The sequence below is a fragment of the Pseudomonas sp. 58 R 12 genome, from assembly GCF_900005865.1.
In the GTDB taxonomy this organism is placed as follows: domain Bacteria; phylum Pseudomonadota; class Gammaproteobacteria; order Pseudomonadales; family Pseudomonadaceae; genus Aquipseudomonas; species Aquipseudomonas tritici.
In genome coordinates, this window is sequence record NZ_CVTP01000002.1 from 76,309 (window position 1) to 91,515 (window position 15,207).

A 15,207-nucleotide genomic window follows, 5' to 3' on the forward strand; every position below is an offset into this window, starting at 1 on the left:
GCACAAACTGTCACATCACCTGTATCAACCCTGCTACAGCAACGCCTTGCAACAATGCCCAACCCTTTGATTTACCTGGCGTGCAAAGCGGTGGCCCGACCTTTGCTCTACGCTTTATTACGCGCTTGCTGCGCTGCACTCCGAATAAACATAAAAGCCAGGAGATACCCACCATGCGTTATGCACACCCCGGTACTGAAGGCGCCGTCGTTTCGTTCAAGGCCAAGTACGGCAACTACATCGGTGGCGAATTTGTTGCGCCGGTCGACGGCAACTATTTCACCAACACCTCGCCGGTCAACGGCAAGCCTATCGCCGAATTCCCGCGCTCCACTGCCAAAGACATCGACAAGGCGCTGGACGCTGCCCATGCCGCCGCCGACGCCTGGGGCAAGACCTCGGCCCAGGACCGCTCGCTGGTCCTGCTGAAAATCGCCGACCGCATCGAACAGAACCTCGAACTGCTGGCCATCACCGAAACCTGGGACAACGGCAAGGCCGTGCGTGAAACCCTCAACGCCGACATCCCGCTGGCCGCCGACCACTTCCGCTACTTCGCCGGCTGCATCCGCGCCCAGGAAGGCAGCAGCGCCGAGATCAACGAACACACCGCGTCCTATCACTTCCATGAGCCGCTGGGCGTGGTCGGTCAGATCATCCCGTGGAACTTCCCGCTGCTGATGGCCGCGTGGAAACTCGCCCCGGCCTTGGCCGCCGGCAACTGCGTGGTGCTCAAGCCTGCCGAGCAAACGCCGCTGGGCATCAACGTGCTGATGGAATTGATCGGCGACCTGCTGCCACCGGGCGTGCTGAACGTGGTGCACGGCTTCGGTAAAGAAGCCGGCGAAGCCCTGGCCACCAGCAAGCGCATTGCCAAGATTGCCTTCACTGGCTCTACGCCAGTGGGCTCGCACATCATGAAATGTGCTGCGGAAAACATCATTCCGTCGACTGTTGAGCTGGGCGGCAAGTCGCCGAACATCTTCTTTGCCGACATCATGAAAGCCGAGCCATCCTTTATTGAGAAGGCCGCTGAAGGTCTGGTGCTGGCGTTCTTCAACCAGGGCGAAGTGTGTACCTGCCCATCGCGCGCGCTGGTGGAAGAGTCGATCTACGACGACTTCATGAAAGTGGTCATGAAGAAAGTCGAGCAGATCAAACGCGGCGACCCGCTCGACACCGACACCATGGTCGGCGCCCAGGCGTCCGAGCAGCAGTTCGACAAGATCCTGTCCTACCTGGAAATCGCCAAGGGCGAAGGCGCGCAACTGCTCACGGGCGGTAAAGTCGAGAAGCTCGAAGGCGATATGGCGGGCGGTTATTACATCCAGCCGACCCTGCTCAAGGGCACCAACGAAATGCGCGTGTTCCAGGAAGAAATCTTCGGCCCGGTGGTGAGCATCACCACCTTCAAGGACGAAGCCGAAGCCCTGGCGATTGCCAACGACACCGAGTTCGGCCTGGGTGCCGGCGTGTGGACCCGCGACATCAACCGCGCCTACCGCATGGGCCGCGCGATCAAGGCGGGCCGCGTGTGGACCAACTGCTACCACCTGTATCCGGCGCATGCGGCTTTCGGCGGTTACAAGAAGTCCGGCGTGGGGCGTGAGACGCACAAGATGATGTTGGATCATTACCAGCAGACTAAAAACTTGCTGGTGAGTTACGAAATTAATCCACTTGGCTTCTTCTAACGTTGCCTCCTAGCAGGCGACCCGCTCTCAACTTGAAATGAGATCAAGTGTGGGAGCTGGCTTGCCTGCGAAAGCGGTGTGTCAGCCAAGTATGTGTTAACTGACAAAACGCTTTCGCAGGCAAGCCAGCTCCCACATTTGAACTTCGCAAGTAGCTGCTACCTCATTCGGCACACAGAGGCCGAGTTAAAAACAATAAGAATGGAAGGTACTTTCCAATGCCTAGCGAACCCACTGGATCCTCCGTCGACTTCGAAAAAGTCGGCACCGACTACTTCCAACAACGCGAACTTAAAAAAGGCGCCGCCGGCTGGGTGCTGCTGGTCGGCCTCGGCGTTGCCTACGTCATCTCCGGCGACTACGCCGGCTGGAACTTCGGCCTGGCCCAGGGTGGGTGGGGCGGGATGTTCCTCGCCACCTTGCTGATGGCCACCATGTACCTGTGCATGTGTTTCTCCCTGGCCGAGCTGTCTTCGATGATCCCTACCGCCGGCGGTGGCTACGGCTTTGCCCGCAGTGCCTTTGGCCCTTGGGGCGGGTTCCTCACAGGCACCGCGATCCTGATCGAATACGCCATCGCCCCCGCCGCCATTGCGGTGTTTATCGGCGCGTATTGCGAGTCACTGTTCGGCATCGGCGGCTGGATGATTTACCTGGCGTTCTACATCATCTTTATCGGCATCCATATTTTTGGTGTGGGTGAAGCCCTGAAGCTGATGTTTGTGATTACTGCCGTCGCCGCGATTGCACTGGGCGTGTTCCTGGTGGCGATGGTGCCGCACTTCAACGTCGCCAACCTGTTGGATATCCCGGTCACCGAAGCCAAAGGCGCCAGCACCTTCCTGCCATTCGGCTATGTGGGTGTGTGGGCGGCAATCCCCTATGCCATCTGGTTTTTCCTCGCGGTCGAGGGCGTGCCGCTGGCCGCCGAAGAAACCAAAAACCCCAAACGCGACCTGCCGCGCGGCCTGATCGGCGCCATCGTGGTGCTGACCAGTTTTGCCCTGCTGATCCTGGTGATCGCACCGGGCGGCGCCGGCACTTACGCGCTGATCAAATCCGGCAACCCGCTGGTTGAAGCGCTGGCCTTGGCCTACGGCGGTTCCACCTGGATGGGCAGCTTCGTCAACCTGGTTGGCCTGGCCGGCCTGATTGCGAGCTTTTTCTCGATCATCTACGCCTATTCGAGGCAGATCTTCGCCTTGTCCCGCGCCGGTTACCTGCCACGCAAACTGTCCCAGACCAATAAAAGCAAGGCGCCGGTGCTGGCGCTGGTCATCCCCGGCATCATCGGTTTTGGCCTGTCGCTGACCGGCCAGGGGGATTTGCTGATCCTGGTGGCGGTGTTTGGCGCGACGATTTCCTACGTGCTGATGATGGCCGCGCACATCACCCTGCGCATCCGTCGCCCCAAAATGGACCGTCCGTACCGCACGCCGGGTGGCATCTTCACGTCAGGCGTTGCGCTGGTACTGGCCTGCGTGGCCGTGGTGGCGGGCTTTCTGGTGGATCCACGGGTGGTGATTGGCGCCGCGATCATCTATGGAGTATTAATTGCTTACTTTGCTTTCTACAGCCGGCATCACTTGGTAGCAGGCACGCCCGAAGAGGAATTCGCGGCGATCCAGGCCGCAGAGGCCGCCTTGCACTAAATGCCGTAAACCTCGACGCGGGGACCTTGTTCACAGGGGCCCGCGTCATCAAGGAGACACTGTATGGCAAGCTTTTCCCACGCGGTAGGTGCACAAACCTACCGCTTCGACAGCCTCAAGGACGTGATGGCCAAGGCCAGCCCCGCACGCTCCGGGGACTTTCTCGCCGGCGTCGCCGCACAGAACGACGGCGAACGGGTGGCCGCGCAGATGGCGTTGGCGAATATCCCGCTGAAACACTTCCTGGAAGAAGTGCTGATTCCGTATGAAAGCGACGAAGTCACCCGACTGATCATCGACACCCACGATAAACAGGCGTTTGCGGCGGTCAGCCACCTGACCGTCGGCGGCCTGCGCGACTGGCTGCTCAGCGACGCCGCCGATGAACAATCCCTACGCGCATTGGCGCCAGGGCTGACACCGGAAATGGCGGCCGCTGTGTCCAAGATCATGCGCGTGCAGGACCTGGTGCTGGTGGCACAGAAGATCCGCGTGGTCACGCAGTTTCGCGGCACCATGGGCCTGCGCGGGCGGTTATCCACACGGCTGCAACCCAACCATCCGACGGACGAACCAGCAGGTATCGCGGCGAGCATCCTTGATGGCCTGCTCTACGGCAACGGCGACGCCATGATCGGCATCAACCCGGCCACCGACAGCATCGCCTCGATCTGCGCCATGCTGGAAATGCTCGACGCGATTATCCAGCGCTATGAGATCCCGACCCAGGCCTGCGTGCTGACCCACGTCACCACCTCCATCGAAGCGATCAACCGCGGCGTGCCGTTGGACCTGGTGTTCCAGTCGATTGCCGGCACCGAGGCGGCCAACGCCAGTTTCGGCATCAGCTTGAGTGTGCTGCAGGAAGGTTACGACGCGGGCTTGAGCCTCAATCGCGGCACGCTGGGCAAGAACCTGATGTATTTCGAAACCGGCCAGGGCAGTGCCTTGTCGGCTAACGCGCACTTTGGCGTCGACCAGCAAACCTGCGAAACCCGTGCCTACGCGGTGGCGCGGCACTTCAAGCCATTCCTTGTGAATACTGTGGTCGGTTTTATCGGCCCCGAGTACCTGTACAACGGCAAGCAAATCATTCGCGCCGGTCTGGAAGACCACTTCTGCGGCAAGCTGCTGGGCGTGCCGATGGGTTGCGACATCTGCTACACCAACCACGCCGAAGCCGACCAGGATGACATGGACACCCTGCTGACCCTGCTGGGTGTGGCCGGGATCAACTTCATCATGGGCATACCCGGTTCCGACGACATCATGCTCAACTACCAGACCACCTCGTTCCACGACGCCTTGTACGCCCGCCAGACCCTGGGTTTAAAACCGGCGCCGGAGTTTGAACAGTGGCTGGCGAAGATGGGCATCTTCACGCAAGCCGACGGCAAGGTACGCTTCGGCAACAGCCTGCCACCGGCGTTTCGCCAAGCCTTGGCGCAACTGGGATGAAGGAGCCGCCCGTGCAACTAGACCTGCCTGACAACCCCTGGCTGGAACTGCGCCGCCTGACGCCGGCGCGTATTGCCCTGGGCCGAACCGGCACCAGCATCCCCACCAACGCGCAACTGGACTTCCAGTATGCTCACGCCCAGGCGCGTGACGCGGTGCACCTGCCCTTCGATCACGCGGGCCTGAGCAGTCAACTGGCAGAACGCGGACGCGATAGTTTGTTACTGCACAGTGCTGCTGCCGACCGGCACAGCTACCTGCAACGCCCGGATCTGGGGCGGCGCCTCAGTGATGAGTCGGCCCAAACCCTGCGCGCCCATGCCGAGGCTAACCCCGGCGGCGTGGATCTGGCGGTGGTGGTGGCCGATGGTTTATCGGCGCTGGCGGTGCATAAACACACCCTGCCGTTTCTTACACGCATGGAGGAACAAACCCACGCTGAAGGCTGGTCTTTGTCGCCCGTCATTTTGGTGGAACAGGGACGCGTGGCGGTGGCAGATGAAATCGGCCAATTGCTCGGTGCCAGGATGGTGGTGATCCTGATCGGCGAACGGCCAGGCCTCAGCTCGCCGGACAGCCTGGGGCTGTATTTCACCTACAACCCCAAAGTGGGCCTTACCGACGCCTATCGCAATTGCATCTCCAACGTACGCCTGGAAGGGCTGAGTTACGGCATGGCGGCCCATCGCCTGCTGTATCTGATGCGAGAAGCGTGTCGTCGGCAGTTGTCGGGGGTCAATCTCAAGGACGAAGCGCAGGTTCAGACAATCGAATCCGACGATCCGGACCTGATGAAAGGTAACTTCCTGCTCAGTTCACCGGATGACTGATTGATGGGCGATTGCGCTTTTTCACGCCATTAGGCAGCATCGAGTCACGGCCGCTTGTGTGGTCATACCCAATCTGGAAGTTGAGGCCTGGCATGCGGATTACTCAAGCGACCCTGGAACACCTGGACCTGTTGACCCCGTTGTTCGTCAAATACCGCGAGTTTTATGGCGCCTTGCCCTTCCCGGACTCTTCGCGGGCCTTTCTGGAAAAACGCCTGCGCCGCAAGGAGTCGGTGATTTACCTGGCCCTGGCGGACGATGACGACAAGAAGCTGCTTGGATTTTGCCAGCTGTACCCCAGCTATTCGTCGCTGTCGCTGAAGCGGGTGTGGATTCTTAATGACATCTACGTGGCGGAAGACGCGCGCCGACAATTAGTGGCGGACAACCTGATGCGTACGGCGAAGAAGATGGCCAAGGAGACACATGCGGTGCGGCTGCGAGTCTCGACCAGCAGTGACAATGAAGTGGCGCAGAAGACCTATGAGTCGATCGGGTTCCGTGAGGACACTGAATTCAAGAACTACACGTTGCCGATCAGCGAAGACTGAAACCTGAATACTTCAAACACTACAATTCCCCTGTGGGAGCGGGCTTGCTCGCGAAAGCGTTGGTTCAGTCAGACTATTTATAACTGACCCGCCGCTTTCGCGAGCAAGCCCGCTCCCACATTTGGATTTGTGGTGATCTGCGGACCGCGTGCCACGACATCCCCCGCTACAAAACCAACACGCTTTTCACCGCTCTATCCGTATAATGCGGACCTTTCAGGGTTGTAAGAAATGCGGCATACACTTGTAGCCTTATTACCCGAGCTTCCGCACAGGCCTGCAGAGCCGGGCCATTCACACAGGTGCCATCCATGGATTTCAACCCGCTCGACCTTATCCTGCATCTCGATGTTTACCTCGACCTGCTGGTAACCAATTACGGTCCGTGGATCTACGCCATTCTGTTTCTGGTCATTTTTTGCGAAACCGGCTTGGTGGTCATGCCGTTCCTGCCGGGTGATTCGTTGCTGTTTATCGCCGGCGCCGTGGCCGCAGGTGGTGGTATGGACCCGGTCTTGCTGGGCGGCCTGTTGATGCTGGCGGCGATCCTTGGCGACAGCACCAACTACGTAATCGGGCGAACGGTGGGCGAACGCTTGTTCAACAACCCCAACTCGAAAATCTTCCGTCGCGATTACCTGCAAAAAACCCACGACTTCTACGACAAGCACGGCGGCAAAACCGTGACCCTGGCGCGCTTCCTGCCAATCCTGCGCACCTTCGCGCCGTTCGTCGCCGGCATCGCGAAAATGCCCTACGCACGCTTCTTTGGTTTCAGCGTGCTGGGCACTATCCTCTGGGTGGGCGGCTTGGTCACCTTGGGCTACTTCTTTGGCAACGTGCCGTTCATCAAGAAAAACCTGTCGCTGCTGGTGGTGTTTATCATCCTGCTGTCGCTGGTGCCGATGATCATTGGTGTATTCCGCAGCCGTTTTGGCCGCTCCTCCTCCGAAGCCAAGTCGCAGTAAGCGCCGATGTGGTCCCTCAGCGCCTGGCGTCGCCAGCGCTTGCTGGCCAGGCACCCGATTGCCGATGACACCTGGCAGCGGGTACGCCAGCACCTGAGCTTCCTCGACGGCATCACTGCCGATCAGGACCAGTGGCTGCGTGAAGCCTGCGTGGTGTTCCTTGCCGAAAAACACCTCACCGCCCTGCCCGGCGTCGAACTGCATCAGGAACAACGCCTGCTGCTCGCCGCCCAGGCGCAACTGCCGCTGATGAACCTCGGCGACCTGGATTGGTACCAAGGCTTCCACGAAATCGTGCTGTACCCCGACGACTTCGTCAGCCCCCAGCGCCATCGCGACAGCAGCGGCATCGAACACGAATGGGACGGCGAACACAGCGGCGAAGCCTGGCAACAAGGCCCAGTGATCCTCGCCTGGCCCGGCGTACTCGCCAGCGGTAACTGGGAAGGCTACAACCTGGTCATCCACGAACTGGCGCACAAGCTCGACATGCTCAACGGCGACGCCAACGGCCTGCCACCGCTGCACAACGACATGCGCGTGCAGGAATGGGCCAGCGTGATGCAAAGCGCCTACGACGACCTCAATCGCCAACTGGACGCCAACCCGGACGCCGATACCGAGATTGACCCCTACGCCGCCGAAAACCCGGCGGAATTCTTTGCCGTCACCAGCGAATATTTTTTCAGCGCCCCGGATTTGCTGGTGAGCAGTTATCCACAGGTGTACGCGCAACTCAGCCGCTTTTATCGCCAGGATCCCTTGGCCCGCCTCACCGAACTGCAGGCCAGCGACCCACGTTATCAGCCACAAGGCGAATGACCGTACGACGTCTGGCGCATGGCATCGGCGTCAGAATGTGCCTATAATCGCCGCCACTTTTAGGCCAATCCGGCCAAGTTTCTTGGCCAATTAACGGGGGCAACGCCCAATGAGCTACAGCAAGATTCCGGCTGGCAAAGACCTGCCGAACGACATCTACGTCGCCATCGAGATTCCGGCCAACCACGCGCCGATCAAATACGAAATCGACAAAGACAGCGACTGCCTGTTCGTTGACCGTTTCATGGCCACCCCGATGTTCTACCCGGCCAACTACGGTTTCATCCCGAACACCCTGGCTGACGACGGTGACCCCCTCGACGTGCTGGTTGTAACCCCTTACCCGGTTACCCCAGGCTCGGTTATCCGCGCACGCCCAGTCGGCATCCTGAACATGACCGACGACGGCGGCGGCGACGCCAAAGTCATCGCAGTGCCACACGACAAGCTGTCCCAGCTGTACGTGGACGTGAAGGAATACACCGACCTGCCGCCCCTGTTGCTGGAGCAGATCAAACACTTCTTCGAGAACTACAAAGACCTCGAAAAAGGCAAATGGGTGAAGATCGACGGTTGGGGCGATGCAGAAGCCGCTCGCGCCGAAATCATGAAGTCGGTCGCGGCCTACAAAGGCTGATACCTGCTCCTCATTGCCTAGGCAATTGAAAAAGCCCCGATCATTCGGGGCTTTTTTTGTGGGAAAAACTAAACGACAAGTTCAATTCTTTATAAGGAATGTTTAACTAGCGACCGAATCCGAAGTATTAAGCTACAACTAAGCAAAAGCCTACAAGCGCAACTCAACGCATGGTTTATTTGATCTGTAAATCCCGCCAGTAAACTCTGCGTTTATGAATACATCAGGTGATCGTTTAAAAGCGCTACTGCGGGAAGTTCATCTTTCCGCCTCCGACTTCGCCAAGAACCGTGGCGTCACGCCTCAACACGTGAACAACTGGTTCAAGCGCGGTGTACCCATGGGCCGACTCAACGAGATCGCAGAACTGTTGTGCATCTCTAGCCGCTGGCTGCGTACCGGCGAAGGCCCCAAACACCCACCGGCCAACTTCCTGCTGGAAGGCCCGGACACCCGAAAAGGACTGCCCTCTACCCGCGAAGGAAGCGGCAAATACCTCACAGGCCCCGCCTGTCCTCCAGAAAAAATCGACGTGGAGATCGACCTCTACCCCTCATTCGCCTCTACCGAACGCATCCGCGTCTCCCTGCACACCCTCCAAACCCTCACCGTAAACCCCGACCGCGCCCTGGGCGCCTACATGGTCGACAACAGCATGATCGACATCATCCAACAAGGCGCCACCCTCGCCATCGACCGAGGCCGCACGCAAATCATCGACGGCGAAATCTACGCCGTAGAACACGACGGCATGCTGCGCATCAAATACCTCTACAACCGACCTGGGGGTGGTTTGCGCATGCGTAGCCACAATGCCGGCGAGCATCCCGACGAATACCTCACACACGAACAACGCTTTGAACAGAACTTCCAGATTCTGGGATGGGTGTTCTGGTGGTCCACCCTGAACAACCGCCGCCCCCCGGTGCCGCTGGATGAACATCTTTTGGGCTGGGAAGGCTCTAAATCGGAGCCGGAGGTGGGCATTTGAAATGAATGTGGGTATCATGCGCCGCACATTTGGCAGGGGGTGGCTTTGCGCTATTCACCCTGCTCGGCGATGCGGAGGAGTTCCCGCGGATGCCCCTACTATTCAGCCCGACGCAATGTGGGCTGAGCGATTTGAAGGCTGGTGAGGTTTGTCAAAAACAAGCTGAGGCAGTCCCCGAGAAGCCGGCCACAAGCCGGCTTTTTAATGCCTGAAAAAATTACAAACCAATTGTCCAACAGCTGTTGGACAATTGGATAACCAAAGGCGGGCCGGCTAGCGCCCAGACCGACTATCAAGCCGCATCATTTCGGCTGCATACACTCCACCGCCCGATCCGCCACCATCTTCGCCATCTCCACCAAATGCATCACCGCTCTATGCGGCGCACCCAGCGGTTCACCGAGCGCTTGCGACGTGGCCACCGCACACTGCAGCAACTCAGCCACACGCACCCAGGCATCCTCAAAGCTCAGTTCTTCATTAACGGTAAAGGGGTGAGTCGCACCCGATGATGGCGAATCCGAAACAACGTTATCCATAGCAAAACTCCAATCGATAATTTGGAGCTGCCACGACCCGCGACTAAACGAAAGGCGGCAGCTGTACGCAGGTTAGTCGACCGGTCGATTGGAAACCCGGCGCACCCGGAGGTGCCCTGCGCACAGCCACCATAAGATGCAGGCGAAGGAATGCCTGACTCATGAGTTGCTTATGCGCCAATCGAATCCGGGCGACTAAACCCGGTCACTGAATAGGCAGTGACAGCTCGCAGCCTAGTCACGCATTCCCGCTGGCGCAATGCACTTGGGATTCTCTCGGAAACGTCCTGCAAATGAAAGGGATCAACCCTGCTGGCCCTTTAAGCTCGGCCTTAATCCAATATCAAATGCGGCAAAAACCGGCTCGAATCCTTGGTAATCAAACTATTGTCCTCCCGCACTCCAATTCCCGCTGCCTGATCACCAATCACCCAAGACCCAATCAACGTATAGCTGTCCCCAAACTTCGGCAGCGGCGCAAATTCCTGAAGAATAAACGGCGCATCCGTATAGGGCCCGTCCTCTTTCACAATCACCCCATCAGCCGTTTGCAGCTCGATATTGGCCCCCTCCCGCGAGAAGAACGGCTTGCGCACCCAGCCCTTTGGCACGGCTTTCCCCGGGTCGGTATCCAGGTGGGACGCGAGCAAATTCGGGTGGCCTTTGTTGAATTCCCACAACAGCGGCAGGATGCCTTTATTGGAGATTATGGATTTCCACGCAGGCTCGAAAAACTGCGTATCACTTTGGGCAATCGCCGAGCCGAAGGGCTCGTGGAAGATGAACTCCCAGGCGTGCAGTTTGAACAGGTGGGGGATCCAGCGGTCCTCGAGGTCGACGAAGCGCCCTTCGGCGGTCAGGCCGATGTCTTCGATGTCGATGTGGCGTGATTCGATGCCGACTTTTTCCGCGACGAGGCGCAGGTAGTCGGTGGTGCCTTTGTCTTCGATCGATTCTTTCATCGACGCGAAGTAGAACGGTTGGTTGATCTGCAATTGGGCGAAGGCCTGGTGCAGTTTGGTGTCGATGCTGTTGAACTGGTCGGCGTGCTTGGGCAGCAGGCCGCGTTCGATGCATTGTTCCAGCCAGCCCCACTGGAACGCGGCCGCTTCGTACAGGCTGGTGGGGGTGTCGTAGTTGAATTCGAGCAGCTTGGCGGGCCCGGTGCCGTTGTAGGAAAAGTCCATGCGCCCGTACAGGTGCGGGTGACCTTCGAGCCATGAGGTTCGAATCATGTCGTAGAACGGCGCGGGGATGCTCAGGCGGTCCAGCAGTTCCTCGCTGTGGACCACGCGGGCCACGAGGTCCATGCACATGTCATGGATCTCGGTGGTCGGGTCTTCGAGGTCTTGCTCGATTTGCTTGAGCGTGAACTGGTAGTACGCGCTCTCGTCCCAGTAGGGTTCGTCGTCGATGGTGTGGAACAGGAAGCCGAGGCTGTCGGCGGTCTGTTTCCAGTCATGACGCTCTGCGCAATGGATCTTCTTCATGGCCCGGTTTCCTTAACTGCTCGACCCGCCGCCGCCCCAGCCGCTGCGTGCGCTGGCCTTGCTGCCGAAGCCGCCACGGGAGGTGGCCGACGATACGGCGCTGGACGCGCTGGAGGAGCGCAGCGTGTTCGAGTAATTGCTGCTGCCGTAGCGTGCCTGGTTCGAGCGGTCGAATGTCGCCCCGCTGGAGGCTCGCTGACTCAGCGTCGAGGAGCCATAGCTGCCGCGATCATCGCGGTAGCGATACACCGGCTCGGAGCGGTAGCTGTTGCGGTTGTTGCTCAGCATGTTGCCGATCAACAGCCCCGTCAGCAGGCTGCTGGTGGAGAAGCCTGAGCCGCTTGCTTGCGATTCGCCCGTTTGCGCCTTGGCCGCGTCGACCTGGGATTGCGTGACCTGGCCTTCGGCGGTCAGTTCGAAACCGCCCAGCTTGGGGATGAACTGGCCATTGGAGTCCAACTGGCACCAGCCGGCGACAAAGTCGGCATCGCAATCGGCCTGGCTGGCGTATACCGGGGCGATGCGGCGATGCTCGGCCATGGCCGTCATGTAGGCGTCCGAGCAGACGTCCACCGGTAGTTTTTCGTCGGCGCACTGCTGAACAGACTGGAAGTTGTATTTCTTCTGCAACTCGTAGGTTTTTTCCGTCGGCCCGCAGCCGGATATCGCCATGGCGACCGACGCTGCCAGCGAAAGCTGGACGTACTTGCTTCGTTTCATCGGGAGCTCCGTGCGCAATCAGTTCTGGGAAGGCGTCATGCAGGCGGCGTTCAACATGCCGACGCTGATGGCCACGGCTGCCACGTAGATACCGGCCGCGAGTTCGCCTTTCTTGATGCGTTCGGAAGTGCCTTTGAGCACCAGGCTGGTCACCAGAAACGCCAACAGTTGGACGAGGGCGGCGATCACGGCCCAGACGACGAAGTCGAGGAGGCTGATCGAGAAGGCAATCACATTGCTGGCCGGAATCGCGAAACCAATGATGGCGCCGCCCAGCGCCACCGCAGCCGACACGTTGCCCGCACGGATCAATTCGAATTCCTTGTGCGGTGTGACGCGGGTGTAGATGAACTGGAACAGCGCGAACAGCACGGCAGCGCCCAGGATATAGGTGACAAACCCGAACACGGCGGGTTTATTCAGCGAGATGGAGAGAGCTTCTAGCATGGACTTCTTCCTTTTTCAGAGCGTATTCAGGTCGGTTGTGTACAGCGAAATGCCCAGCGAGGTGCTCAGGCTGACGGTGCCTTCAGCGTCTTCCTCGACGGAAAACAGCAGGAACTCCCGGCGGTCGGTCAGGCCGGTGTCACGGGCGTACAGCATCGAACGGTGCTCGACGGTGTAGGCACTCTCCGGATTGATCACCTGTTCGCTCATTGCCACTAATTCTGTCTGGCCCTCCTCACTGCCCCACACGCGGCTGTATTCAACGCCGTTGTGCGTGTAGGTCGGCAGCCCGATCAGGCTCTGTGGACCGGCGAGACGACGCAGTTCCGCCTCACTGCTGAGGGTGACGTAACTCAGGTAGTTGAACAGGATCACCGACTCGACCTGCCCGGCGATGTCACCCGTGGTGTGCACCTGCAGCCAGTAATCTTCGTCGTTCATGTAATAGCGCGACAGCCAGGTCGACTGCCCGAGGTCCACGGTGCCGTTGCTCCAGATTTCCTGGGAGCCGGGGATAACCACGCTGGTTTTATCATCAAGCAACAATCGCAGGCTTGCGTCGAAGATCACGCCTTTGCCCGGCGCCAGGCCCAACGGGCCAGTGGTCGGCAGGGCTACGCTGGCTGTGCGGTTCGAATCGGTATTCGCGTTCGGGGCCTCAAGCCCCATCAACTGTTTAAGCCATCCCATTGGAGATTTCCTTGAGGCGTGTAGAGGCGATGTAAAAGAGTTCACCGCCTTCAACGCGCGTGGCGCTTGGCGGGTTGATCGACGGTTGCTGAGCACCCTTGGCGCGGTAGCCGATGAGCGTGGCGTTGTGGCGTTCCTTCATCTGCGTGTACAGGTCGCCGAACGTTGCTTCAAAGGCCTCGGGCAGTTTCATCAGGTATTGGGTGGCGCCCTGGCCCACGCACAGCAGCTCATTAATGACCACTGACGAACCCGGATCCTGGGAGGCGCGCACCAACATCTCGATCGCCATGCTGGAGGTGCACTCCAGGCTGGGGGCGTAGGAGCTGGCGAGTGCGGCAATTTCACTTTCGTTGAAGTGCGCGACCACATGCCCAACAGGTTTCAGTTGATTCACCGCCAGCACGGTGGCCAGCGTCAAGTCGTCAGACGGGGTTCGCACCAGCACACGCTCGGCACCGGGAACGCCTGCACGCAACAGTAACGCGGTGGAGGACAGGCTTTCGCCGCGGATGAATGCCGCTTTGCCGGGCATCGGGTTTTCTTCGAGGGTGCAATCGCAGATGACGATCAGGTTGTCGTTTGAGGTTTCGTCTTGCAGCAACAACTCAATGACCCGCTCGCTGGACGTACCTTCCCAGCCAATGAGCACCGTATGGCCGACTTTTCCGGTGAAATCGCCTTTGCCCTTCATGCCTTTTCTCCATGCATCGATGACACTGCTGGTGGTTTTGCCGATGGCTGCCGTCAACAGCGCAATGCCCCCGAGCATGATCCAGGTGGCCACGAAAATTCGCCCCGCCGAGGTCTGTGGCGCGAGGTCGCCATAGCCGACGGTGAGTGTGGTGGTGAGGTAGAAGTAGATAAACGTGGCGGGAGCAGTAAGGTGCTGTTCGCCCAGAAACACCAGGCCCAGATAGGCCGTGCTCAGGTGGACACTCAGGGCAATGACCAGACCTGCCCAGCCGAAGCGGTGAAAGAGGGAGGACGCGTACAGGCGCAACAATAGAAATATCGACATGTCGTCCCTGATTCCCTGGGTACTTGATTCCGGATGAGGTCAGCGCCTCGGCGTCTGGAGGCTCAAGTGCGTTCACCGCGCATTAAACCTGCTGCGCGGCGCAGAGAGAAGTACCTTGGCAGCAATTAATCCAGCGAACGCACCAAACAGGTGACCTTCGAAGGACACCCCCTGACGCGGCAGGAAGCCAAAAATCAGCCCGCCATACAGCAGAGCGACAACACCGGCAGTTATCAGGTTGCTCCAGCTCCGATGAAACCAGGCGCGAGACAACAGGTAGGCCCACAGCCCGAATACCCAGCCGCTGGCCCCCACGTGCACCCCTGCAAAACCGAACAGCCAGACCAACAAGCCGCCCAGCAGGATAATGATTGCGCTGACGCTGATGAACCGATTGAACCCTTCGATGATGACCAGGGTGCCCAGTATCAAAAAGGCGATCAGGTTCGCACTCAGGTGAGCAAAGGACGCGTGCAAAAAGGGTGAGGTGAGAATGCCCGGCAGCCCGTACAGCGTTCTTGGCACAAGGCCGAATGCCATCAGGCTGTAACCGGTGACTGCATTGAGCAATTGCAGCGCGACCATCAAGAGGGCGAGGCCTGCGATTGTCTTGAACCCCTTCAGGGCATCCATCCTGACCTCGACGTTAAATGCCGGCCCGCTAATGAACCGTGGCGAGGGAGCTTGCTCCCGCTGG

16 protein-coding genes are annotated in these 15,207 nt (G+C 59.3%); 9 read left to right on the forward strand and 7 right to left on the reverse strand.

Annotated elements, in window-relative coordinates:
• The first annotated feature begins 173 nt into the window (after window positions 1-173).
• The 9 genes from BFP95_RS00755 to BFP95_RS00795 all read left to right on the forward strand — a co-directional run bounded on the left by BFP95_RS00755 (window position 174) and on the right by BFP95_RS00795 (window position 9,603).
• Complete coding sequence (locus BFP95_RS00755) at window positions 174-1,694, forward strand: acetaldehyde dehydrogenase ExaC (protein ID WP_065908955.1); 1,521 nt, start codon at window positions 174-176, stop codon at window positions 1,692-1,694.
• A 218-nt stretch (window positions 1,695-1,912) separates the two neighbouring features.
• Window positions 1,913-3,346, forward strand: coding sequence for an ethanolamine permease (gene eat / locus BFP95_RS00760; RefSeq protein ID WP_049711357.1), 1,434 nt, complete (start codon window positions 1,913-1,915; stop codon window positions 3,344-3,346).
• A 63-nt stretch (window positions 3,347-3,409) separates the two neighbouring features.
• Entirely contained in the window at window positions 3,410-4,804 is a 1,395-nt protein-coding gene (locus tag BFP95_RS00765) for an ethanolamine ammonia-lyase subunit EutB (RefSeq protein WP_065908957.1), read from the forward strand.
• Entirely contained in the window at window positions 4,801-5,634 is an 834-nt protein-coding gene (eutC, locus tag BFP95_RS00770) for an ethanolamine ammonia-lyase subunit EutC (RefSeq protein ID WP_065908959.1), read from the forward strand. The genes BFP95_RS00765 and eutC overlap by 4 nt, the downstream gene beginning before the upstream one ends.
• Before the next feature lie 92 nt (window positions 5,635-5,726).
• Window positions 5,727-6,185 (forward strand): GNAT family N-acetyltransferase, encoded by a 459-nt coding sequence (locus BFP95_RS00775; RefSeq protein ID WP_049711354.1) that lies wholly within the window; start codon window positions 5,727-5,729, stop codon window positions 6,183-6,185.
• A 311-nt stretch (window positions 6,186-6,496) separates the two neighbouring features.
• A complete protein-coding gene (locus tag BFP95_RS00780) occupies window positions 6,497-7,153 on the forward strand; it encodes a DedA family protein (protein ID WP_049711353.1) in 657 nt (218 codons plus the stop codon).
• 6 nt (window positions 7,154-7,159) lie between these two features.
• On the forward strand, window positions 7,160-7,975 hold the full coding sequence (locus BFP95_RS00785; RefSeq protein WP_065880421.1) for a M90 family metallopeptidase: 816 nt from the start codon (window positions 7,160-7,162) through the stop codon (window positions 7,973-7,975).
• A gap of 109 nt (window positions 7,976-8,084) precedes the next feature.
• Window positions 8,085-8,612 (forward strand): inorganic diphosphatase, encoded by a 528-nt coding sequence (gene ppa / locus BFP95_RS00790; RefSeq protein ID WP_049711351.1) that lies wholly within the window; start codon window positions 8,085-8,087, stop codon window positions 8,610-8,612.
• A gap of 214 nt (window positions 8,613-8,826) precedes the next feature.
• Window positions 8,827-9,603: a LexA family transcriptional regulator gene (locus BFP95_RS00795; protein ID WP_065880422.1), complete on the forward strand. Its 777-nt coding sequence runs from the start codon at window positions 8,827-8,829 to the stop codon at window positions 9,601-9,603.
• A gap of 302 nt (window positions 9,604-9,905) precedes the next feature.
• Here BFP95_RS00795 and BFP95_RS00800 read toward each other — a convergent pair whose 3' ends face one another.
• From BFP95_RS00800 to BFP95_RS00830, 7 genes are all read right to left on the reverse strand, one after another.
• Window positions 9,906-10,142, reverse strand: a complete 237-nt coding sequence (locus BFP95_RS00800) for a DUF6124 family protein (RefSeq protein WP_065908962.1) — start codon at window positions 10,140-10,142, stop codon at window positions 9,906-9,908.
• A 332-nt stretch (window positions 10,143-10,474) separates the two neighbouring features.
• Entirely contained in the window at window positions 10,475-11,632 is a 1,158-nt protein-coding gene (locus BFP95_RS00805; protein ID WP_065908965.1) for a glutathionylspermidine synthase family protein, read from the reverse strand.
• Window positions 11,633-11,644: 12 nt separating this feature from the next.
• Window positions 11,645-12,352, reverse strand: a complete 708-nt coding sequence (locus BFP95_RS00810; protein ID WP_049711347.1) for a DUF1190 domain-containing protein — start codon at window positions 12,350-12,352, stop codon at window positions 11,645-11,647.
• Window positions 12,353-12,370: 18 nt separating this feature from the next.
• On the reverse strand, window positions 12,371-12,799 hold the full coding sequence (locus tag BFP95_RS00815; protein WP_065873700.1) for a DUF350 domain-containing protein: 429 nt from the start codon (window positions 12,797-12,799) through the stop codon (window positions 12,371-12,373).
• Between the two features lie 15 nt (window positions 12,800-12,814).
• Window positions 12,815-13,489 (reverse strand): DUF2491 family protein, encoded by a 675-nt coding sequence (locus BFP95_RS00820; protein WP_065908969.1) that lies wholly within the window; start codon window positions 13,487-13,489, stop codon window positions 12,815-12,817.
• Window positions 13,476-14,510, reverse strand: a complete 1,035-nt coding sequence (locus BFP95_RS00825; RefSeq protein ID WP_065908972.1) for an ion channel — start codon at window positions 14,508-14,510, stop codon at window positions 13,476-13,478. Before BFP95_RS00825 ends, BFP95_RS00820 begins: the two co-directional genes overlap by 14 nt.
• Window positions 14,511-14,582: 72 nt before the next feature.
• The gene (locus BFP95_RS00830; protein ID WP_065891184.1) at window positions 14,583-15,143 is read right to left on the reverse strand and encodes a rhomboid family intramembrane serine protease; all 561 of its coding nucleotides are present in this window, start codon (window positions 15,141-15,143) and stop codon (window positions 14,583-14,585) included.
• Between the last annotated feature and the right edge of the window lie 64 nt (window positions 15,144-15,207).